Annotated in this window: 21 protein-coding genes, 1 tRNA gene, 1 other RNA gene and 1 pseudogene (1 of these 24 running past the window's edge); 21 read left to right on the forward strand and 3 right to left on the reverse strand. The window is 47.1% G+C overall.

The window, feature by feature from the left end; genetic code table 11:
• The first annotated feature begins 86 nt into the window (after nt 1-86).
• The 3 genes from C6P39_RS12095 to C6P39_RS12105 all read left to right on the forward strand — a co-directional run bounded on the left by C6P39_RS12095 (nt 87) and on the right by C6P39_RS12105 (nt 2,370).
• Nucleotides 87-174, forward strand: a tRNA-Ser gene (locus C6P39_RS12095).
• Nucleotides 175-1,034: 860 nt separating this feature from the next.
• A complete protein-coding gene (gene tadA, locus C6P39_RS12100; RefSeq protein WP_104803951.1) occupies nt 1,035-1,532 on the forward strand; it encodes a tRNA adenosine(34) deaminase TadA in 498 nt (165 codons plus the stop codon).
• A complete protein-coding gene (locus C6P39_RS12105) occupies nt 1,513-2,370 on the forward strand; it encodes a homocysteine S-methyltransferase family protein (protein WP_104803952.1) in 858 nt (285 codons plus the stop codon). The genes tadA and C6P39_RS12105 overlap by 20 nt, the downstream gene beginning before the upstream one ends.
• Before the next feature lie 33 nt (nt 2,371-2,403).
• Here the strand turns inward: C6P39_RS12105 and C6P39_RS12110 are convergent, their stop codons facing one another.
• Nucleotides 2,404-3,018, reverse strand: a complete 615-nt coding sequence (locus C6P39_RS12110) for a DedA family protein (RefSeq protein ID WP_065543407.1) — start codon at nt 3,016-3,018, stop codon at nt 2,404-2,406.
• A 72-nt stretch (nt 3,019-3,090) separates the two neighbouring features.
• Nucleotides 3,091-3,353: signal recognition particle sRNA large type (ffs, locus tag C6P39_RS12115), an RNA gene on the reverse strand.
• A gap of 235 nt (nt 3,354-3,588) precedes the next feature.
• On the opposite strand from ffs, the gene C6P39_RS12120 reads away from it, so the two are divergent.
• The 10 genes from C6P39_RS12120 (at nt 3,589) to C6P39_RS12165 (ending at nt 12,931) form a co-directional block, all read left to right on the forward strand.
• Complete coding sequence (locus tag C6P39_RS12120) at nt 3,589-4,065, forward strand: hypothetical protein (protein ID WP_104803953.1); 477 nt, start codon at nt 3,589-3,591, stop codon at nt 4,063-4,065.
• Nucleotides 4,066-4,281: 216 nt separating this feature from the next.
• A complete protein-coding gene (locus C6P39_RS12125; protein WP_095176282.1) occupies nt 4,282-5,361 on the forward strand; it encodes a 6-phosphofructokinase in 1,080 nt (359 codons plus the stop codon).
• A 19-nt stretch (nt 5,362-5,380) separates the two neighbouring features.
• On the forward strand, nt 5,381-7,015 hold the full coding sequence (dnaX, locus tag C6P39_RS12130) for a DNA polymerase III subunit gamma/tau (protein WP_095176281.1): 1,635 nt from the start codon (nt 5,381-5,383) through the stop codon (nt 7,013-7,015).
• Between the two features lie 12 nt (nt 7,016-7,027).
• Complete coding sequence (locus C6P39_RS12135) at nt 7,028-7,384, forward strand: YbaB/EbfC family nucleoid-associated protein (RefSeq protein WP_095176280.1); 357 nt, start codon at nt 7,028-7,030, stop codon at nt 7,382-7,384.
• Nucleotides 7,385-7,414: 30 nt separating this feature from the next.
• Nucleotides 7,415-8,014: a recombination mediator RecR gene (gene recR / locus C6P39_RS12140; RefSeq protein WP_104803954.1), complete on the forward strand. Its 600-nt coding sequence runs from the start codon at nt 7,415-7,417 to the stop codon at nt 8,012-8,014.
• A 10-nt stretch (nt 8,015-8,024) separates the two neighbouring features.
• Nucleotides 8,025-9,131 (forward strand): LacI family DNA-binding transcriptional regulator, encoded by a 1,107-nt coding sequence (locus tag C6P39_RS12145; RefSeq protein ID WP_065543401.1) that lies wholly within the window; start codon nt 8,025-8,027, stop codon nt 9,129-9,131.
• Nucleotides 9,132-9,361: 230 nt separating this feature from the next.
• The gene (gene fsa, locus C6P39_RS12150) at nt 9,362-10,015 is read left to right on the forward strand and encodes a fructose-6-phosphate aldolase (protein WP_104803955.1); all 654 of its coding nucleotides are present in this window, start codon (nt 9,362-9,364) and stop codon (nt 10,013-10,015) included.
• Between the two features lie 72 nt (nt 10,016-10,087).
• A complete protein-coding gene (locus tag C6P39_RS12155; RefSeq protein WP_095176277.1) occupies nt 10,088-10,927 on the forward strand; it encodes a transketolase in 840 nt (279 codons plus the stop codon).
• Nucleotides 10,915-11,853 carry a transketolase family protein gene (locus C6P39_RS12160; RefSeq protein ID WP_095176276.1) on the forward strand — a complete coding sequence of 313 codons (939 nt, stop codon included), beginning with the start codon at nt 10,915-10,917 and terminating at the stop codon, nt 11,851-11,853. Before C6P39_RS12155 ends, C6P39_RS12160 begins: the two co-directional genes overlap by 13 nt.
• A 364-nt stretch (nt 11,854-12,217) precedes the next feature.
• Complete coding sequence (locus C6P39_RS12165) at nt 12,218-12,931, forward strand: HD domain-containing protein (protein WP_242987029.1); 714 nt, start codon at nt 12,218-12,220, stop codon at nt 12,929-12,931.
• 26 nt (nt 12,932-12,957) lie between these two features.
• Here the strand turns inward: C6P39_RS12165 and yyaC are convergent.
• Nucleotides 12,958-13,491 (reverse strand): annotated as a pseudogene (gene yyaC / locus C6P39_RS12170) (spore protease YyaC); the annotation flags it as partial.
• Nucleotides 13,492-13,643: 152 nt separating this feature from the next.
• On the opposite strand from yyaC, the gene C6P39_RS12175 reads away from it, so the two are divergent.
• The 8 genes from C6P39_RS12175 to C6P39_RS12210 form a co-directional block, all read left to right on the forward strand.
• Entirely contained in the window at nt 13,644-14,999 is a 1,356-nt protein-coding gene (locus tag C6P39_RS12175) for a LysM peptidoglycan-binding domain-containing protein (protein WP_104803956.1), read from the forward strand.
• 53 nt (nt 15,000-15,052) lie between these two features.
• Nucleotides 15,053-16,261, forward strand: coding sequence for a DUF5711 family protein (locus tag C6P39_RS12180; RefSeq protein WP_242987030.1), 1,209 nt, complete (start codon nt 15,053-15,055; stop codon nt 16,259-16,261).
• A gap of 110 nt (nt 16,262-16,371) precedes the next feature.
• Nucleotides 16,372-17,058 (forward strand): CvpA family protein, encoded by a 687-nt coding sequence (locus tag C6P39_RS12185; RefSeq protein ID WP_158661552.1) that lies wholly within the window; start codon nt 16,372-16,374, stop codon nt 17,056-17,058.
• Between the two features lie 31 nt (nt 17,059-17,089).
• On the forward strand, nt 17,090-18,100 hold the full coding sequence (locus C6P39_RS12190; RefSeq protein ID WP_104803958.1) for a LacI family DNA-binding transcriptional regulator: 1,011 nt from the start codon (nt 17,090-17,092) through the stop codon (nt 18,098-18,100).
• 155 nt (nt 18,101-18,255) lie between these two features.
• Complete coding sequence (locus C6P39_RS12195) at nt 18,256-19,476, forward strand: ABC transporter substrate-binding protein (protein ID WP_104803959.1); 1,221 nt, start codon at nt 18,256-18,258, stop codon at nt 19,474-19,476.
• Nucleotides 19,477-19,487: 11 nt separating this feature from the next.
• Nucleotides 19,488-20,342: a carbohydrate ABC transporter permease gene (locus C6P39_RS12200; RefSeq protein WP_095176271.1), complete on the forward strand. Its 855-nt coding sequence runs from the start codon at nt 19,488-19,490 to the stop codon at nt 20,340-20,342.
• Nucleotides 20,343-20,345: 3 nt separating this feature from the next.
• Complete coding sequence (locus C6P39_RS12205) at nt 20,346-21,176, forward strand: carbohydrate ABC transporter permease (RefSeq protein WP_171286951.1); 831 nt, start codon at nt 20,346-20,348, stop codon at nt 21,174-21,176.
• A gap of 15 nt (nt 21,177-21,191) precedes the next feature.
• On the forward strand, nt 21,192-22,257 hold the 5' portion of the coding sequence (locus C6P39_RS12210; RefSeq protein WP_104803960.1) for a glycoside hydrolase family 13 protein. Its footprint extends 602 nt past the window's final position; only the first 1,066 of its 1,668 coding nucleotides appear in the window; it begins with the start codon at nt 21,192-21,194; its stop codon lies off the right edge, out of view.

The raw sequence follows: 22,257 nt of genomic DNA on the forward strand, positions 1-22,257 counted from the left end.
TTTACTATACACAGTGAGCTTTTACCAGGGAAAACTCACATTTATACTTGACCGGAAAGCTGCCGGGCTTTATAATGGACAAGTATGGAGACGTATCGAAGCGGCCATAACGAGCTTGACTCGAAATCAAGTTGCCGGGTAACCGGCACGTGGGTTCGAATCCCACCGTCTCCGCTGCCTAAAACCCGCATGACCAGCGGGTTTTTTCTTTGCCCTGCAGGGGTTTCATGATTTTCTGTGATCATAAATAAAATGCCGGCACCTTGGCAGGCACCGGCAAAAGAGGGGGGAAAAGAAAAATCTATATGAAAATAAGTCAGTTGGCTTTATTAGGCGAAGCCCGGCAGCCACATATATCACTGTAATGCAGCTGCTGTCTTCTTCAACAACAATTAAAGTATAACTTGTAAATGTGAGGATTCTGTGACAAGGATATAAAGCTTTTCTGAAACATTTTAAAAATAATTAAAAAGAATCTGAAGAGGAAACAAAAGGCATTTCAGGACAGGAAAAAGCCGGTACTCTGCGAAGTACCGGCAAAAGAGGGAGGGAAAAGAAAAATCTATATAAATAAGTCAGTTGGCTTTTTTCTGAGGTCCGGCTGTTATGACCGTCCTCCTTGCTGACAATTACAGTATATCCAAGAAATATGAGTAATTTATGACAGCACCATAAAGCTTTTCTGAAATTTTTGAAGAATTTATGAAAGAAATGGGAAAGTTACTATTTACAGCCCTGCAAAAAGCGCAGTTCTGTAAACAGTAACACGCTTCGCGATACACAGATATGGAGCATTCTGCCCCATATCGCGCTGGCTGCCTTGGAATCTTCATGCGCAAGCGCATAAAAACACCTCGCCAGATAGCAGCCGTGAATAGTAACATGGGAAAGACTTTGATACGGGAATGTTGTTGGCTATTGCATTATAAAAGCAGGGTGTAGTATAATTCAAAAGTAGCTGTTTACGGCAAAAGAAAAACAAAGAGAGCACGGAACTGCTGCATATAAAATCATACAGAAAGGCGGATCGTGAGATGGATATACAGGAGAAGTATATGAAGGAAGCCATTAAGCAGGCAAAAAAAGCTTACGCCCTGAGGGAAGTTCCCATCGGCTGTGTGATCGTATATGAGGGCAGAATAATAGCCAGAGGCTATAACCGAAGAAATACAGATAAAAATACGACCTCCCATGCGGAGATGAATGCCATACGGAAGGCCAGCAAAAAGCTGGGGGACTGGAGGCTTGAGGGATGTACCCTGTATGTCACATTGGAACCCTGCCAGATGTGTGCCGGTGCCATAGTACAGGCCAGAATTGATAAAGTGGTGATCGGCAGCATGAACCCCAAAGCCGGGTGTGCCGGATCGGTGTTAAACCTGTTGGAAATGGATGGGTTTAACCATAAGACAGAAGTAGAACGAGGTGTGCTGGAAGCAGAGTGCAGTGCTATGCTCAGCGGCTTCTTCCGGGAATTGAGGAAAGAAAAAGCAAAAGCAAAGGAGAAATGTCATGACAAAACAGGAATTTAGAGAACTGGTGCAGGCCAAAACATTGCTTTTAGACGGAGCAACAGGCTCCAATCTCATGAAGGAAGGAATGCCCAGGGGTGTCTGCTCTGAGCAGTGGATATATGAAAATCCCCAGGTGCTGCAGAAACTGCAGAGAGAGTACCGCGAGGCAGGGTCCGTGGTGGTCTATGCTCCCACATTTTCAGCAAACAGGATAAGCCTTGCCAATCACGGGCTGGAAGATAAGGTGGAGGAACTGAACCGTGGACTTGTACGCATTTCCAGGGAGGCAGTGGGTGAGCAGTGTTATGTTGCAGGGGACCTGACTACGACCGGAAAGCAGGATGTGCCGTATGAAGAATTATTTGAGGTATACAAGGAACAGATAACTGTTCTGGCGGATGCAGGTGTGGATCTGCTGATCGCAGAGACTATGTTGGGTGTGGACGAAGTGATGGCGGTGTTGGATGCCGCTGCCGCGGTGTGTGAGCTGCCGGTTATGTGTACGCTGACGGTGGAATCTGACGGCAGCTTATTCTTTGGCGGAAATATTTATGAGGCGGTGGAGACTCTGGAGCAGATGGGGGCAGATGCTGTGGGAATTAACTGTTCCACAGGCCCGGACCAGTTGGTTTCCGTTGTGAAAAATATAAGGGAAAGAGTCCGCATTCCTGTTATTGTAAAACCAAATGCAGGGATGCCTGTGATTGATGAAAAAGGAAATCCGGTCTATTCCATGGGTGCGGAAGAATTTGCAGGGCATATGAAAACCCTTGCAGAGGCCGGTGCGGATATTGTGGGCGGATGCTGCGGGACTACCCCTGCGTATATCAGAAAACTGGCGGAAGTCCTGAAATAAGCAAAAGTTTTGAAATTAAGAAAGGCGTTTCCCTCATTTCTGAAGGAAACGCCTTTTTATGTAAACCAAAATGCCGACTAAAACGAAGACAAGGATCACAACACGGGCCACCTGGGTATAAGTGCCCAGGCACTCAGCCGCCTTCTGCCAGGAAGTTCCTGCAATGGCTCCCAGGGTGACAAGTACCAGGTTCCAGATAAAACTGCCGATCGTAGTCAGAGACAGAAAAGTACCCAGATTCATATGAGCCATACCTGCGGGAATGGAAATCAGGCTCCGCACGATGGGAATAAACCGGCAAAAGAGAACCGTGTAGTTTCCTTTGCTGTCAAACCATTCCATAGCGCTGCCTACATCCTCAGGCTTAAAATGAAGTATTTTTCCGACTCTGCCTTCCAGAAGTGATTCCAGTTTTTCCTGTGGAACCAGATGTCCGATCTGGTACAGGAGAATGGCGCCGAACACACTGCCCACAGTGGAGGAGAGCACAACACCGATAATATTCATTTTTGTATATGTTGTCATAAAACCACCGAAGGTCAGTATGACTTCTGAAGGAATAGGGGGAAACAGGTTTTCAACCAGGATCAGGAGTGCGATCCCCAGATACCCGTAGGCATCCATTATGTGCATCATCCAATAACTCATCAAAAAAACCTCCGCTGTGATCGTCTCTTTCATCTTATGACGATACAGTGGAGGTTATTCTATTCTTTTTCACCGTGCGCCGCACCTCGAAACCCCTTCACGGACGTTACCTCTACAGTTAACTCGGCCCAGGCACCCTCACGGCACACAGAAGATTCTACTTAGTGCTGCTTCATTCCTGACCTGACACGGTTCGTAGAGTTCTGTTGCGCAAGACCCAGACGTCAGCGCCACTTATAAAGGGCAGCTCCGCAAAGAAAGCCCCTCAGATTTGGCATCACCCCTGCTGTAGCGGATTGCAGGTACAGGGCACCGCTATCTCCCCGGCTGCACGGTATCTAAAAGTATATCGGTTTTTGAACGGTTTGTCAATGAAAAAGAAAGGAAAAAAATTTGGCGCTACACTTTACAAAAGCAGAGAAGTGTAGTATAATGAATATCGACCATAAATGTGTTAATGTAATTTGAATTCCTCAACGAAAGAAAACGGACAGGCCGCATACCTGTCCGTTTTCTTTTTATGCAATAAACTTCCTTCTTATGCATAAAATATAGAAGGAGGACAAGTATATGAGAAGAAAAAAGATTATATTATGGGTTTTGTGCGCCGTTGCATGCCAGATCATGCCCGCCGCCACCGGAGGACTTCCGAAAATGAGCGGGAGCAAAAAAATAGAAGCAGCAGTTCTGCAAAATGAACCGCAAAACGTAGAGGCGCTCCCGGGACAGCCGGAGTTCGTTGTCACAGAACAGCCTTTCCTGTCTTTTGAAGATATGGAACCCGGGGAGGAGAGGAGCCAGGTATTTTCCATCTGGAATACAGGGGAGGAAGAGGAGGCATACTACTTTACCATACAGGCAGCAGAGGGCATCACGTGGGAGCTGGCAAAGGCCGGCACTCTGTACAGCAGCGGACAGGCCCTGCAGACGCCCCTTAAACTTGCGCAACTGCCGCCAAATGACCATGTGGTCTTCCAGCTCACAGTAAAAAACACAGAAAATGCCTTTGGCACTGCAGTTCCGGTATTTTCCAGGGATAAACCTTGAGGCGGCACATTTGCCAAAAAGAAAATTTTGAGTTGTGATAGAAAATAAAATAAGCTATAATGGATGCAGGTGAGTGATTCATGCACCGCAAATGCCAGGAGGCTCCCAGCCGCCATTAGTGGGAGAGGGATTGGCAGAACAAACTGAGTTTACATTCTAAACTCAGCATGTGTATTTTAGTAAACACTATATCATAAGATGGGATGTGAAATATTTATGAAGAGAATCGGTTTGTTAACAAGCGGCGGTGACTGTCAGGCACTCAATGCTACCATGCGCGGCGTTGTGAAAGGTTTAGCTTCCAATCTGGATGACCTGGAGGTCTACGGTTTTGATGACGGATATAAAGGATTGATATACGGGGATTACAGAATGCTCTCAGCTAAGGATTTCTCAGGAATCCTCACAAGAGGCGGTACGATCCTGGGTACCTCACGCCAGCCTTTTAAATTGATGCGTGTACCGGATGACAGAGGGCTTGATAAGGTTGAAGCTATGAAGCAGACTTATTACAAGCTGCGTCTGGACTGTCTGGTGATCCTGGGCGGCAACGGAACCCAGAAGACAGCCAACATGCTGAGAGAAGAGGGACTGAATATCATCCACCTTCCCAAGACCATAGACAATGACATCTGGGGAACCGATATGACATTTGGATTCCAGAGCGCAGTGAATATTGCCACAGAGGCGATCGACTGCATCCACACAACGGCAGCATCCCACAGCCGTATTTTTATTGTGGAGGTCATGGGACATAAAGTAGGATGGCTGACCCTGCACGCAGGTATTGCAGGCGGCGCTGACATTATCCTGATTCCTGAAATCCCATATGATATTGATAAAATAGCTGACGCAGTCAAGAAGAGGAACAGAGCCGGAAAAGGCTTTACCATCCTGGCAGTGGCGGAAGGCGCGGTTTCCAAAGAAGACGCAGCGCTTCCCAAGAAAGAGCTGAAGAAAAAAATGGAAGAAAATGCAAAGAAATATCCGTCCGTTTCCTATAAACTGGAAGCAGAATTAAAGGAAAAGCTGGATTTGGATATCCGCATTACCATTCCGGGACATATGCAGAGAGGCGGAAGTCCATGCCCGTATGACCGGGTGCTCTCCACCCATATGGGTTCTGCAGCCGCAGGTCTGATCTTAAAAGATGAATACGGCTACATGGTGGGAATCGTCAACGGCAAGATCAAGAAAGTCCCGCTTCAGGAATGCGCCGGCAAACTGAAGATGGTATCTCCGGAGGACCAGCTGATCAAAGCAGCAAAGAGGATCGGCATAAGCTTCGGGGATTAACTGAAAAAGGAGAATTTTCATGAGCTATACTGCTCTGTATCGGAAGTTCCGCCCCCAGGATTTTGAAGACGTTAAGGGGCAGGAACACATTGTAACCACATTGAAGAACCAGATGAAGGCAGACAGGATTGGGCATGCCTATCTTTTCTGCGGCACCCGTGGTACAGGTAAGACTACCATTGCCAAGATTCTGGCAAAGGCGGTAAACTGCGAACATCCGGTAGACGGAAGCCCCTGCAACGAGTGCGAGACATGCCAGGCGATCAATGCAGGGACCTCCATGAATGTAATAGAGATCGACGCCGCATCCAACAACGGCGTCGATAACATTCGTGAGATCCGTGAAGAAGTGGCCTACCGTCCTGCAAAAGGACGTTATAAAGTATATATCATAGATGAGGTTCATATGCTGTCCACAGGAGCGTTTAATGCACTGTTAAAGACGCTTGAGGAACCTCCTTCTTATGTTATCTTCATTCTTGCCACCACGGAGGCCCACAAGATCCCAATCACCATTTTGTCCAGGTGCCAGCGTTATGATTTCAAACGTATCACAGTGGATACCATAGCGGCAAGGCTTACGGAGCTGATGGATAAGGAAGGCACAGACGTGGAGGAGAAGGCCATCCGCTATATTGCAAAGGCAGCGGACGGTTCCATGCGTGATGCACTCTCCCTGCTGGACCAGTGTATTGCCTTTTATCTGGGTGAGACACTGACCTACGAAAAAGCCCTGGAGGTGCTGGGGGCTGTGGACACCCAGGTGTTCAGCCGGCTGCTCCGTCTTGTAGTAAAACAGGATACTGCAGGGGCGATCAGGACACTGGAAGACCTGATCATCCAGGGAAGGGAACTGGGGCAGTTTGTGGCGGATTTTATCTGGTATCTGCGCAACCTGCTTTTGGTAAAGACTTCCGATGCGCCGGAGGAGGCTGTGGATGTATCTGCGGAGAACATGGAGCTTTTGAAGGAAGAGGGCAGGATGCTGGATGCGGAGACACTGATGCGCTACATCCGTATTTTTTCAGAACTGTCCAACCAGATACGCTACGCATCCCAGAAACGGGTGCTGGTGGAGATCGCGCTGATCAAGCTGTGCCAGCCGGTTATGGAGACCAACCTGGATTCCCTTTTTGACAGGATCCGGGTATTGGAGGAGAAACTGGAGAACGGTGTTGTAATGACAGGGCCAGCGCAGGCGGAGGGATATGCTTCCCAGACTGCGGATGCTGTCCGGAGCACAAAACCGGAGGAAATGCCGGCGGAACCCGAGGCAAAGCCTGAGAAAGCAGCGCCGGAGGATCTGCAGTATATTAAGAAGAACTGGAATTCCATTGTGCGGGAGACGAAAGGGTTTCTGCAGCAGATGCTGCTCACCTCCGCACCAAAGTACAACGGCAATACAGGGGAACCTGTCCTGTACGTGGAGTTTGGGAACTTCCAGGCAAAAATCTGCATGGACAATCCGGATACCGTACCCATGCTCAAAGAGATCATCCGGAAAAAAACAGGAAAGAGTGTGGAAATCGAACTTTTGCTTGCAGGCGGGGAGAATAAAGGACCCGCGGGGCTTGCCTCGATTTCCGTAGACGATCTGATCGAACAGAACATCCATATGGATGTTGTAGTGGAAGAAATGGAAGAGGAAGAATAGGAGGATTTGAACATGGCAAAAAAAGGAGGATTTCCGGGAATGGGAATGCCCGGAAACATGAATAATCTGATGAAGCAGGCACAGAAAATGCAGCGTCAGGCAGAGGAGAACCAGAAGGCACTGGAAGAGAAAGAATTTACTGCAACTGCAGGCGGCGGAGCCGTGGAAGTGACCGTTTCAGGCAAGAAGGAGATCACAAAGGTAAAACTGGATGAGGAAGTGGTTGACCCGGATGATATCGAGATGCTGGAAGACCTGATCATGGCGGCCACCAATGAAGCCCTCCGCAAGATGGAGGAGGAGTCCGCTGCTCTTATGTCTAAACTTACAGGAGGTCTTGGAGGCCTTGGCGGCGGATTCCCGTTCTAAGGGGCTTCCATGCCACAGAGGTGAAAAATATTGGAATACTACAGCAGTCATATCAACAAATTAATTGAGCAGCTATCCCGTCTGCCGGGCATTGGAGCAAAATCAGCCCAGCGCCTGGCATTCCATATTCTGAATATGCCCAAGGACCAGGTGGAGCAGCTTTCCGCCTCCATTGTGAATGCCAAGGCCAACGTACAATATTGTAAAAACTGCTACACCCTGACAGACCAGGAAATCTGCCCAATCTGCAATACCCCCAGAAGGAATCGGAAAGTCATCATGGTGGTGGAGAACACCAGGGACCTGGCAGCATATGAGAAGACCGGGAAATACGACGGTGTGTACCATGTGCTGCACGGCGCTATTTCCCCTATGCTGGGCATCGGTCCGGATGACATTAAGTTAAAGGAGCTGATGCAGCGTCTTTCCCAGGATGACATAGAGGAGGTGATCATCGCCACCAATTCCAGCCTGGAAGGCGAGACCACGGCCATGTATATCAGTAAGCTGGTGAAGCCTTCGGGCATCCGGGTGAGCCGTATCGCCAGCGGCGTTCCGGTAGGTGGCGACCTGGAATATATCGACGAGGTAACCCTGCTTCGGGCACTGGAGGGAAGGGTAGAACTATAGGAGCTTTAACATGAAGAAGAAAGTGACGTCCACGGATATCGCAAAAGCAGCGGGAGTTTCTCAGGCTACGGTATCCATGATACTGAATAAAAAGTACAATGTCTCCTTCTCAAAAGAGACCATTCAGAAGGTGGAGCAGACTGCAAGGGAAATGGGATACAATATACCAAAGAGGCGTCCCAGAAAAGATGCTGGAAACAGCAGGCTGATCATTGTATTCTGCCCAACCCTCACGAACCCTTATTATGTCATGCTTCTCCAGGGAATTGAAAAAGTGGCCAAGGAAAAAGGATACGCGGTCTTCACCTGCGATACCCAGAGGGAGTTAAAGCTGGAGGAGCAGTACCTGAAGATGATGCATACAGTTATCCCGGCGGGCATTATCTACACCTTTAACCCCAGTCCTGTGTACATGCAGCAGGTGGAGGAACTGGCGAAAAAGATTCCCCTTGTCATTATAAGCAACAGGGAACGGGTGGAAGTGGATGCCATTAACCAGGACAACACCAAGGTGGGAAGCCTTATGGCAAGACATTTGCTGGACCTGGGGCACCGGGATGTGGCGTTTATCGCGCCGCCTCTTACAAAGAGACAGCAGCAGCGTTCAAAACGTGTGGCGGGATTTGTGGAGGAATATGAAAAAGAAGGTCTGGGAGGCCATGTTATCATCAAAGCAGCTGACGACGCTTTGGATGACCAGCTTCCGAGCATTGATTCGGAATACAGGATGGGATACAATCTGACAAAGGAACTTTTGGCCGGTCCAAAGAAGGTGACTGCATTTGCAGGGCTGAATGACATGATGGCCTTTGGAATCATAGACGCTCTCCAGGAAGAGAAATATAAGATTCCCGGTGATGTGTCAGTGATTGGCTGCGACAACATTATATTTTCAGGTATGTCACCTATGTCACTCACCAGCATTGAGCACTTTGTACCGCTCAAGGGGCGGGATGCCTGTGATATTATCATGCGTAAGATCGAATCTTTCCTGAATACATATTCTGACAGTGAGCCTACCAGTATCTATCATATTGAGTATGAACCTAAGCTGATCGTGCGCAAAACCACAGGTTATGTAAAACAAAAGCAGAAAAAGAAGAAAAAAACAAAATAAATTAAATGAATTCCGTTTTGTTATTAGTAATAAAATAGAAAGTGAATTGTGAAAAATTATAGGATTGGACAAGTTCGGTTTTCTTATTTCGCTGAAAATGATTAATAAAAATCAGGTTTATTAATATAAAAAATTATTTATAAAAACAACAGTGCTTGCGAAGGATTGCTTTATGGGGTAAACTGAGTGTATCAAAAACAAAGCAAAGGTTTTGAACGGGAGGAAAAATTATGAAATTTTTTATCGACACTGCAAATGTAGAAGACATCCGCAAGGCAAATGACATGGGAATCATCTGTGGGGTAACCACAAACCCATCCCTGATCGCAAAAGAAGGACGTGATTTCAATGAGGTTATCAAGGAGATAGCATCTATCGTAGACGGACCGATCAGCGGTGAAGTGAAAGCTACAACAACAGACGCGGAAGGGATGATCAAAGAGGGACGCGAGATCGCAGCCATCCATCCCAACATGATCGTAAAGATCCCTATGACAACAGAGGGATTAAAAGCAGTTAAAGTCCTGAATGCAGAAGGCATCAAAACCAACGTTACACTGGTATTTACATCCAACCAGGCACTTTTGGCAGCAAGGGCAGGTGCAACTTATGTTTCCCCGTTCCTGGGCAGACTGGATGATATCTCCGTATGCGGTACGGACCTGATCAGTGAGATCGTAGAGATCTTCCAGGTTGCAGGTATTGAAACAGAGATCATCGCAGCAAGTGTCCGTCATCCAATGCATGTGACAGACTGCGCTCTTGCCGGTGCAGACATTGCAACCGTACCTTACAAGGTTCTGGAGCAGATGACAAAACATCCTCTGACAGACCAGGGTATTGAAAAATTCCAGAAAGACTATATTGCAGTTTTCGGCGAATAATATAACTGTTATAATATTGTGCGGGAAGCCGGTCAGGCTCCCGAACACAGAACAAACAATCAGGAGGAAGAAATGAACAAGTTAGAACTTCAGAAGACGGCTAACGAAGTCCGCAAAGGCATCGTGACTGCTGTCCATTCCGCAAAAGCCGGACATCCGGGCGGCTCATTATCAGCAGCAGATTTATTTACTTATCTGTATTTCCAGGAGATGAATATTGACCCAAAAGAGCCGAAGAAGGCAGACCGTGACCGTTTTGTGCTCTCGAAAGGACACACAGCGCCGGGCCTTTATTCTACTCTTGCACAGAGAGGGTATTTCCCGGTGGAAGATTTGAAGACTCTGCGCCATCTTGGTTCTTACCTGCAGGGACATCCGGATATGAAACATATCCCGGGTGTTGATATGTCCAGCGGTTCCCTAGGACAGGGCATCTCCGCAGCAGTAGGTATGGCCCTGTCCGCTAAGATGGACGGCGCGGATTACCGTGTTTATACACTGCTTGGTGACGGTGAGATCCAGGAGGGCCAGGTCTGGGAGGCATCCATGTTTGCCGGATTCAGAAAGCTGGACAACCTGGTAGTGGTTGTGGACAACAACGGACTTCAGATTGACGGAAGCATCGAAGATGTTTGTTCTCCGTACCCGATTGACAAAAAATTTGAAGCATTTAATTTCCATGTGATCAACGTTGCGGACGGCAATGACTTTGACCAGCTTGATGCAGCGTTCCAGGAAGCCAGGGAGACAAAAGGAATGCCCACTGCTATCATCATGAAGACCGTGAAGGGCAAAGGGGTTTCCTTTATGGAGAATTCTGCCGGATGGCATGGAAAAGCTCCCAATGATGCAGAATATGAAATCGCTATGGCAGATTTGGAAAAGGTAGGTGAAGCATTATGTCAGAAGTAAAGAAGATCGCAACCAGAGAAAGCTATGGAAACGCATTAGTAGAGTTAGGCAAAAAATATGACAACCTGGTAGTCCTGGACGCTGACCTGGCAGGTGCTACAAAGACCGGTACATTCCAAAAAGCATTTCCGGAGCGTCATATTGACTGTGGTATTGCGGAGTGCGATATGATGGGCATTGCAGCAGGTATGTCCACCACAGGCAAAATCCCGTTTGCCAGCACATTTGCCATGTTCGCTGCAGGCCGTGCTTACGAGCAGGTGCGCAACTCCATTGGATATCCGCACCTGAATGTTAAGATCGGTGCTACCCATGCAGGTATCTCTGTAGGGGAGGACGGCGCAACACATCAGTGTAACGAGGACATGGCCCTGATGCGCACAATTCCCGGAATGGTTATCCTGAACCCGTCTGATGATGTTGAGGCAAGAGCAGCGGTTGAGGCTGCCTATCAGCATGAAGGTCCTGTATATCTTAGGTTTGGACGTCTTGCCGTTCCGGTTATCAATGATAAGCCGGATTATAAATTTGAGATTGGAAAAGGTATCGTTTTAAGAGAGGGTAAGGATGTAACGATCTTTGCCACAGGCCTCTGTGTAAGTGAGACTCTGGCTGCTGCTGAGAAGCTGGCTGCTGACGGGATTGATGCCAAAGTGGTCAACATCCACACCATCAAACCTCTGGATGAGGAGCTGGTCGTGAAAGCGGCGCAGGAGACAGGCAAAGTAGTCACCGTGGAGGAACATTCCGTAGTTGGCGGACTGGGCGGAGCGGTTGCCGAGGTCCTGAGCGAGAAAGCACCTACAAAAATGCTGAGGATCGGCATCAACGATGTGTTTGGCGAGTCAGGCCCTGCCGTGAAGCTGCTTGAGAAATACGGTATAGATGCCAATGGCATTTACGCTAAAGTAAAAGAGTTTGTATAAGATAAATACTAGGGTATTTATATAAGACAAATACTATGATATTTGTATAAGGCAAATACTAGGGTATCTATATAAGACAAATAATAGGGTATTTATATAAGACAAATACTAAGGTATTTGTATAAGGCAAATACTAGGGTATTTATATAAGACAAATACTAAGGTATCTGTATAAGGCAAATACTAAGGCACTTGTATAGGCCTTTACAAAAAATAAGAGATGTTTTACAATCAGGTTAGAAACCTGGTTAAAGTGAGGGATGTCACCGCTGGGGACATCCCTTTTTCTAATGACAGAAGCGGCGAAGCGCCGGCCGGAATTCAGTAACATGACACACAAAGGGTATAAAGGAGTATAAAATATATGAAGCATAAGGGGTTATTCAGGAGGGATTCTTCCCGTGTGAGCACGGTTAAGGATCCGGGCAATGAGGAGTTTTATGAGTGCATAAAGGATTTGGTCCATCACCCTTATGTGCTCAGGATGAAGGATTATCCCCATCACTGCGAGACAAGCTGTTACCAGCACTGCCTTAATGTGGCCTATTATAATTTCCGTATCTGCAAATTCTTTGGACTGGATGCCAAGTCAGCCGCCAGAGCCGGGATGCTGCACGATTTATTTCTCTATGACTGGAGAGGGCACAGGAAAAAGACAGGTGACCCGGTCCATGCTATGACCCATCCCCATGCGGCTCTCCGAAACGCAAAAAAATACTTCCAGCTCAACAAGCTGGAAGAGGAAATGATCTTAAAGCATATGTTTCCTGTAACCCCGGTTCCGCCCATGCACAGAGAGACATGGATCATTACCCTGACGGATAAATACTGCGGAACCTGTGAGATCGGCAGATATTATTACCGGGCCTGGTTCCCAAGGGGAATTTATTATATGGCGAAACGGCTGATGAAAAAGGTCTTTGGAGAAGACTACCATTATGAGGATTATCAGCTTCCCTTCGGTTTGGCGGCCGCGGACTCTGCGGACAGCGGGGTTAATTTTGTCAAGCTGCGCCGGCGTTCCTCCTCCGGATGGAAGAAAGCCAAAAGAGAGGGACGGCGCGTGCCGAAGTATTGACGGTGGGCTACCAGGATCCCCGAGACAATGGCATCCGCCAGCTCCATGACAGTGGACAGGCGTGTTGTCTGCAGCAGAAAGTGTTCAAATGCTCCCGACAAGTTGACGATTCCGGTAATGGAGATGTCACCTACCGGGGGCAGTTTCTTTTTTACTCCCAGGCCGGGTTCCAGGGAACCTTGTCCGACCGTCACAAAGCCCTGGTGCTTTTTGGAACCCAGGGAGGCATCAATGGCTATTGTCAGGCTGTTGGGGTGTTCCTTTTTTACAGATTCCACGGTCTCCTGGAGATTCAGGGCATGGACAGGGTTTGCAAGGGTGCCGTATATACAGCAGCGGTTCAGATGTTCTTTTGCCAGGCGGTGGCCTATGAGCGGTCCGAGGCTGTCGCCGGTGATGCGGTCACTTCCAATGCATAGGAAGACCAGTTCTTCAAAATTGCTGTCGGATTTGGCGTAAAGTTCAGTGAGCAGGGAGCCGATCTTATTACCGGCCCGGTCTGTGCGGCCTTCAATATAGTAAACGGGCGTATCAAGGTGTGTGTCCATATTTTTATCCATCCTTTCTTTCCCCTATTTTGTCCGTTTTTACCTCTCTTTATCCTGTCTTTTTAACGGGATGTTTGTCGTTAAAAAAAGGCATGTACCTTTCCTAATCCGCTAAATTTCGCAGACTTTTCATGCTATCCTGTTGCCCAAAGGGGTGAATCTTTATGATAGAAATAGTCTACGAAAAAGAAAAACAAAAGCCTGAGGGAAACGAAGGATTCTTCCGCATCCCCAACAACATACGCCAGATAGGAGAAGTCAACGAAACACAAAAAATCTATATAGAAGATTATGCGTACACTTACCTTTGTAGAATCTCTTCCGGGAATTCTTCCAAAGGAAAAGCAGCAATTCTTCTGGGACAGGCCAACTGGAAAGACGGCGTTTCCTATCTTTTTGTGAAAAGTGCAGTTGTGCTTCCTGACATGGAAATTACTGAAGAACACCTTTCCTTTACCAGGGAAATCTGGAATCACGTGTATGAGAAGAACAAGGAATTTTTTCCGGATCAGGAAATTGTGGGATGGTATCTGTCCATTCCCGGATGCTCCATGGAGCTTCACGAAGTCATCTGCCGGACCCATCTGGATCATTTCGGCGGCAATGACAAGGTGCTCATGGTGATGGAACCCCTTGAAAAAGAAGAAGCATTTTACCGATACGAGGACGGGGAACTGTCCAGACAGCCGGGCTTTTACATCTATTACGAAAAAAACGAGCCCATGCAGAATTTTCTCGTAGCCCAGAATGACAAGGCAGAGACAAAGAGCGAGCAGGTCAGTGACCAGGCAGTAAAGACCTTCCGGAAAAAGGTGGAGGTGAAGTCTGAAGGAAAGAAACAGACAAAGAATACTCCTGTTTTCAAGACTGCCAGTGTGTGTATGATGGTGGCTGTACTGGCTGTGGGAGTCCTGTATCTCAATGATTATCACAAGCTGAAAAACACAGAGACGGTAATTTCCAAGCTGGATGAAAAAAACAGCGGGAAGGAGCTGGTCGAGACTAAGCCGGTCAATGGCCTGGTATCTGAGAATCAGAAAGAGGACAGTCAGGACGGGGCGGACCGGAATGCTGCAGGCACAGATGCCGAAAACAGCGGCGGGGATACGGATGCAGCAGATAATACGGCCAATACCGCGGATACTGCTTCTGATGGTCGGAAAGATCCGGAAGATCAGACCGGGACAGAGGATGGAAACGGGCAGGATGACAGCGCCGCAGACGAAAAGACGGATGCAGGCGACAAGGATGCATCCAAAACAGATACCAAACCGGATAGTCAGTCTGACAGCAAAGGCAGTGCAGAAGGTGAGAAAGAGCAGAAGGACGGCGATGATGAGGATTCCAGCCAGACAGCAGGCTCCACGCACCAGTCTTACACCATTCACGAGGGCGACACCATCACAAGTATCAGTATGCGATATTATGGCAGCAGCTCTAAAATTAAAGATATCTGTGCTTTAAACGGCCTGTCACCGGAAGATTTTATTTTCCCGGGACAAAAAATTTTACTCCCGTAGAATTTTGTGCTATAATAGCCGAAAACAGTTACAGATTCGATAAGGAAGAGTGAATGGAAGACAATAAGACAAACGAGAAAAGAGAAAATATGAGTAGTTCTAAAAAAGCCGGACCCGCCTCCGGCCATAAAAGGAAGTCCCGCAGACGCAGAAGGCAGCAGCTAAAGCGCATACTGGTGGCTGCCCTGATAGTCATAGCTGTCATCATTATCGCGGTGGTGGTGATCCAGCGCAGGACTTATCACAAGTATTCCGTACAGTCCTCAGCCAAGAATGAGGATGTGCAGTCAGCCGGTTATGTCCAGCTTGGGGATTGTGTACTCAAGTACGCGTCAGACGGCGCGTCACTGCTGGACCAGAAGCAGGAGACAGTCTGGAAACAGAGTTATGAGATGACAAACCCTGTGGCAGATGTCCGGGACGAGACAGCAGTGGTGGCTGACAAGGAAGGCACACTGATGTATATTTTTAAGAAAGAAGCCCCTGTGGGCGCTGTGGAGACCAGTATGCCGATCCTCAAGGCAAGGGTGGCAAAAAGTGGTGTCGTGGCAGCTATTCTCCAGGACGGAGAGAAGACATGGATTGATTTCTACGCCACGGACGGCAGTCTGATCGCAGAAAACCAGACTAGAATAGACAGCCCCGGATATCCGGTGGACCTGGCAGTTTCCCCTGACGGAAAGCTGATCATGATTTCCTATCTCTATGTGGAGGATGGGCAGACAACCAGTTATGTGGCCTTTTATAATTTTGGCGATGAAGGGCAGGGCGAGATTGACAATATAGTTGCCGGATTTACATATGAGGGTGTAGTGGTTCCGCAGGTGGTATATCTGGACGGCAATGTTTCTGCTGCTTTCAGGGATGATGGATTTTCCATATATGAGGGAAGCAGTGTGCCAAAGGAGAAGACCAAAAAAGAAATAAAGACAGACATAGTCAGCACATTTTGCAATGAAAAATATGTGGGACTTGTCTTTAAAAGCGGCGGAAAGGAAGAGAAATACACAATGACTGTTTATGACCTTTCCGGAAAAGAAAAATTCAGCCGCAGTTTTAATATGGAATATAAAAATATCCGTATCAGTGATGATATGATCATTATGAACAATGACAGCCAAGTGTCCATGTACTCCATGAGTGGAATTGAGAAGTTCAACGGAAATATGGACGAAGGTGTTATCAAAGATATTTTTAAAATGGGCTCCAATCGGTATATTCTCGTGTCTGAGAATGGTATCAAGACAATTAAATTAAAATAGATAAAGTGATCTGGGAGCTGCCGGCGTATATGCGGCAGCTTCGTTTATCTGATGGATTTGTAACTGTTCAGTACCTTCACAGTTACATGGTTTCAACACAGGAGAAAATTATGAATTGGCTTAATATTATTGTACTTGCCGTATTTGTGTTATGTATTATGAATGGTATACGCAGGGGGTTTATCCGGACTGTTGCGGCTATGTTCTCGATTCTTGTGAGCATGGTGCTGGTCTATTTTTTGAACCCCTATGTAGTTGATTTTGTGGAGGAGAAAACGCCGATCTATGATACGATCGAGGAAAAATGCAGTGAATCCATAGCCGCCGGGTTGGAGGGAGAACTGGGGGAGCAGGATCAGACAGCGTTCATCGAAGAGCTGCCGCTTCCGGAGAGCATGAAAAGTATTTTGAAGGAGAGCGGGAAGTCCTACGGGAGTTCTCTGGCGGATGTTTTTGCCGGATATCTGTCCTCCTCCATAGCCCATATGATCGTCAACAGTCTGTCGTTTTTGGTGACGTTTTTTGTGATTTCCCTGATTCTGCGGTTTGCGGTGGCAGCCCTTGACAGTATCTTCAGCCTGCCGGTGCTGAGTCTGCTGAACCGGACTGCGGGAGCTGCCGCAGGATGTATTCAGGGACTGCTCATTGTCTGGGTGTTTTTTCTTGTCATTACTCTGTTCTGGAGTACAGACTGGGGAAGAACGGCTGTGGAGATGGCAAAGGAGAATCACATTACAAAGTGGCTCTATGATTCCAACTTGCTTCTCAAATTCGTGTCAGGATTTTTGAAAATATAGAATTACTGGAAGGGTATAAGGAATTTTACATATGGTTAGGATAAAAGATATCGCAAAAGAGGCCGGGGTAAGTCCAACCACAGTCTCCAATGTTATTCATGGAAATACGAAGAAGGTCTCCAAGGCCAATATTGACAAGATCCAGAGGATCCTGGAAAAGAACCAGTACATTCCAAGTATGAGTGCCCTAATGCTGGCAGAAAACCGATCCAGGCTGATCGGTGTGCTGATCGGGGAGAGAGAGGGGAAGCGCAGGAGTATTGCCTCAGACCCGTTCACCAGCGTTATTCTCAACTCTCTGGAACTGGAGATTTACAGACAAAATTATTATATGCTTTTTCACCTGGCAAATTCCCAGGAGGAGAGCTGGAAACTGGCTACTACCTGGAAAGTGGAAGGGCTTATCACTCTTGGGCTGTCCTCAGAGGAAAACCTGGAACTGAGTGAGAAATGTCAGATTCCCCTTGTGAGTATTGACAATTATTATGGAGAAGAAAAGGTAGCCAATATCGGTCTGCAGGATTTTGAGGGCGGTTATGCAATGGGAAGGTTCCTGGCAGAGGAGGGGCATAAAGACATCCTCTTCCTTGCGGACAATGACGTGGGCGTGGACCATGAGCGGTGGCTGGGGGTACAGAATGCTGTAGGGGAATACGGAGCGAAAGGTGCGGTGGCTGGCCGAAAGATCATGCCGGAGAACAGGGAACTGCGGAAGGCATGGCTGGAGGATAATGTGGAGGAGCTTAAGAGCCGAGACGTGCTCTTTTTTGCTTCAGACTTTTACGCTCTGGAGGCCATTCATTTTCTGCAGGATAAGGGGATCGAGATTCCGAGGGATGTATCTGTGGCGGGGTTTGATGACAGTCCCTATGCGGAGATCTGCAGACCGGAGATCACCACAGTCCGCCAGAATATCATGAAGAAAGGGCAGGAGGCTGTGAAAAGACTGACAAGCCTCATTCAGGGGGAGGAATTCAAAGGACAAGAGAGACTTCCCGTAGAAGTGGTGATTCGGGATTCGGTCAAACGAAAAAGATTGTAGTAAATTTCTACAAAAAAGACAAGTGCTTGTTGTATAAAAAGACGTTTTGCGCAAAACCTATTGTGCAGATTCTATCTTGTTGCTATAATTTGTGACAGATAGAAAAGGTTTTGCGCAAAACGTCTTTTGTTTTTGCTGAGTGAAAGGAGAAACATATGAAAAACAGATTGTTAGCCGCTGTAGCTCTTGCGGGCTGTGCACTGCTGATGACAGGCTGCGGGAAAAAGGAAGAAAACCACCTGGAGATTTTTTCTACAAAGATGGAGAACCAGGCAATCCTACAGTCTTTTATTGATGAATACACACAGGCGAATCCTGATGTGACCATTGAATTTAACTCTCCGCCGGATGCATCCACAGTGCTTAGGACAAAACTGACCAAGAACCGTGTGCCGGATATTATTTTTATGGGAGGGGATATGACCTTCCGGGATATGTCCGAGGCGGAAATCCTTATGGATTTAAGTGATATGGAGGAGACTGACAGGATTAAGGAAGCCTACAAAGAGCAGGTTTACAACCTGAATCCTGACCAGGAGGAGAAACTCTACGGCCTGCCTTACGCCACAAATGCAGAGGGTATCATCTACAATGTGGATATCTTTAAGGAACAGGGACTTGAGATCCCCGGGACCTGGGATGAACTGATGGATGTGTGTGAGAAACTGGAAAGCGCCGGTATACAACCCTTTTATTTCACCTTGAAGGATTCCTGGACAGGCGGGCCGCTTTGGATCCCGATGACATATGACCTGGCCGGAATGGACTTTTTCCTTGACAGAAGAGAGGGGAAGACCACTTTCCTGGGTACCCATGAGGAGGCAGCCGAAAAGATTCTTACGCTCACTCAGTATGGCCAGAAAGACCTTCTTGGAAAAGGATATGATGACGGAAATATTGACTTTGCCAACGGCAAGGCAGCCATGATGTTCCAGGGAAACTGGGCCATACCCAATATCCAGAAAGCAAATCCTGATGTGAATCTTGATATGTTTGCCCTGCCGGTGACCAACGATGAAAACAAAAATGCCATCATCTCCGGTATTGATGTGATGCCCACCATATATAAAGACACCAAAGAGGAGGAACTGGCAAAGGATTTTATAAGCTTTATCTTCCGGGATGAAAAGGTAAAGGCATATATAGAAGACCAGTTTGCGTTCCCGTCTGTGGATACTGTGGTGCAGGATAATGCCAGCGTGGCAGGTGTTGCAGATAAGTTTGCCCAGGGAAATATCGGGGACTTTGCAGACCATTATTATCCCACAGGCTTTGATTTCACAGTGACCCTGCAGACTTTTGTGAGCAAACAGGGAGATGTGGAAGCGTTTTTAAAGAAACTGGATAAAGAATACGACAAATACAACAGTTTTTAGGGGGATGAATCATGAAAAAGAACAGAGCTTATATGGTGATCATCATACCAATGCTGGTACTGTTTTTCACCTTTCACACATTTTCCTTTTTAAAGGGGATCTTCTACAGCTTTACAGACTGGAAGGGATACGGAACCTGGGATTTTGTGGGTCTTACCAACTATTTGAAACTGTGGGGCGATGAGGCCATCGGCGATGCCTACAAGTTCACATTCAAATATGCAATCTGTGCCACTATACTGGTCAATGTCATAAGCCTTTTGCTGGCACTTGCGCTCAACGCAAAGATCAAATGCAAAAATGCACTGAAGGCTGTCTATTTCCTGCCTTATATGCTGAGTGCATTGATCGTCAGCTTTGTGTTCAACTTCATTTTTTCCAATGTTCTGCCTGACCTGGGACAGAAGATGGGAATTGGTTTTTTAAGCACTAATATTTTGGGGCAGGAGAATTTGGCCTGGATTGGTATTCTGGTAGTGGGAGTATGGCAGGCAGTAGCCTTCAACACTATTATTTACATGTCAGGCCTGCAGACTGTGGATACGGATATCTATGAGGCCAGCAGCATTGACGGAGCCGGTAAATGGACGACTTTCTGGAAGATGACATTCCCGCTGATTGCACCGTTTTTTACCATCAATATGGTGCTCTGTGTGAAGAACTTCCTCATGGTATTTGACCAGATCATAGCCATGACAAACGGCGGTCCGGGCACTTCCACTCAGTCCATATCCGTACTCATTTACAAGCAGGGATTTTCCGGTGCCCAGTATGCATACCAGTCAGCCAATGCGGTGATCTTCTTCATTGTCATAGCTGTGATTTCACTATTCCAGACAAGAGTTTTAGAGAAAAGGGAGGCGTAGGATATGTTGAAGAACAAGAAAAACAATACCGTACTTACAGTGGTTCTGTTTGCGCTTGCAGCGGTTACTATTTTATTTCCGCTATACATCACCGTGGTGATCGCCCTGAAGACACCGGAGCAGATCGCGCAGTCCGTTCTGGCATTTCCCAACAAACTGCATTTTGAGAACTTTTTGACTGCTATTGAGAAGACAAACTTTTTCGTTACATTCAGAAATACGCTGATCATCACTGTGGTATCGGTTGCGGGAACCATTGTGACCAACTCCTTTATGGCATTTGCCATTACAAGGAACAGGGGAAAGAAGCTGTATGATTTTATCTACTATTTTTTGATCAGCGCTATGTTTATCCCATTTAACATTATCATGCTGCCACTGGTAAAACAGGTGAGCTTTTTCCACATGGATAATGTCCCGGGACTGATCATACTTTATATTGTCATGGGACTTCCTATGAATATATTTTTGTATTCCGGCTATGTTAAGTCCATTCCTACAGCACTTGATGAAGCGGCAACCATTGACGGAGCCAATACCTTCCAGATGTTTTACAAAGTCATATTCCCAACCCTGAAGCCCATGAATGCCACAGTGGCTATTCTGACTTTCTTATGGTGTTGGAATGACTTTACTATGCCCCTGGTCATCATCAGTGACCAGAAGAACCAGACCCTGCAGCTTGCGCAGTATGTGTTCAAAGGGGAGTTTGCAACTGATTACAGCCTGGCCTTTGCGTCATACCTGCTGGCCCTTCTGCCTATTGTGATATTCTATCTGTTTGCGCAGAAACAGGTTATCAGCGGTGTTACCAACGGTGCGGTGAAAGCATAAAAAAGGAGAATGATTATGAGAAAAGCATGGTGGAAAGAGAGTGTAGTTTATCAGGTATATCCCAGAAGTTTCTGCGACAGCAACGGGGACGGAATGGGGGATATTAACGGTATCACAAGCAAACTGGATTATTTACAGGAACTGGGGATCAATGTTATCTGGCTCTCCCCGGTCTACCAGTCACCCAACGATGACAATGGCTATGATATCAGCGATTATCAGGCGATCATGAAAGAGTTCGGTACTATGGAGGACTTTGACAGAATGCTGGAGGAGGCTCACGCCAGGGGGATCAAAATTGTCATGGACCTGGTGGTGAATCATACTTCCGATGAACACGCATGGTTCATGGAGAGTAAAAAATCCAAAGATAACCCGTATCGTGATTATTATATCTGGCGTGAGGGAAAGGACGGCAAAGAGCCGAATAACTGGGGTTCTGTTTTCAATGGTCCCGCTTGGGAGTACGACGGAAATACAGATATGTACTATTTACATATGTTCTCCAAAAAACAGCCTGATCTGAACTGGGAGAATCCCAAAGTACGGGATGAAGTATTTTCCATGATGAACTGGTGGTGTGAGAAGGGGATTGACGGTTTCCGTATGGACGTGATCAGCATGATTTCCAAGGCTGAGGGACTTCCCGACGGTGAAGTGCGTGACGGACTTCATGGAGATGCGTCTCCGTATGTGCAGAACGGGCCTCATGTCCATGAATATCTCCAGGAAATGAATCAGAGAGTGTTGTCAAAATATGACCTGCTCACTGTCGGTGAATGTGCCGGCGTTACCATCGGGGAAGCCAAGAGGTATGCCTCTGAGAAGGGGACAGAGTTGAATATGGTATTCCAGTTTGAACATATGGGGCTGGACGGCGGTGAATTTTCAAAATGGAGTGACAGAAAGGTTAAGCTCACAGACTTGAAGGCAAATCTCTCAAAATGGCAGAATGAGCTGGAAGGAACAGCCTGGAACAGCCTTTACTGGACAAACCATGACCAGCCCAGAGTCATTTCCAGGTTTGGAAATGACAGCGTGAGATACCGGGAGGTTTCAGCAAAAATGCTGGCCACCTGTC

The sequence above is a fragment of the Blautia marasmi genome, from assembly GCF_900258535.1.
Lineage (GTDB): Bacteria > Bacillota > Clostridia > Lachnospirales > Lachnospiraceae > Blautia > Blautia hominis.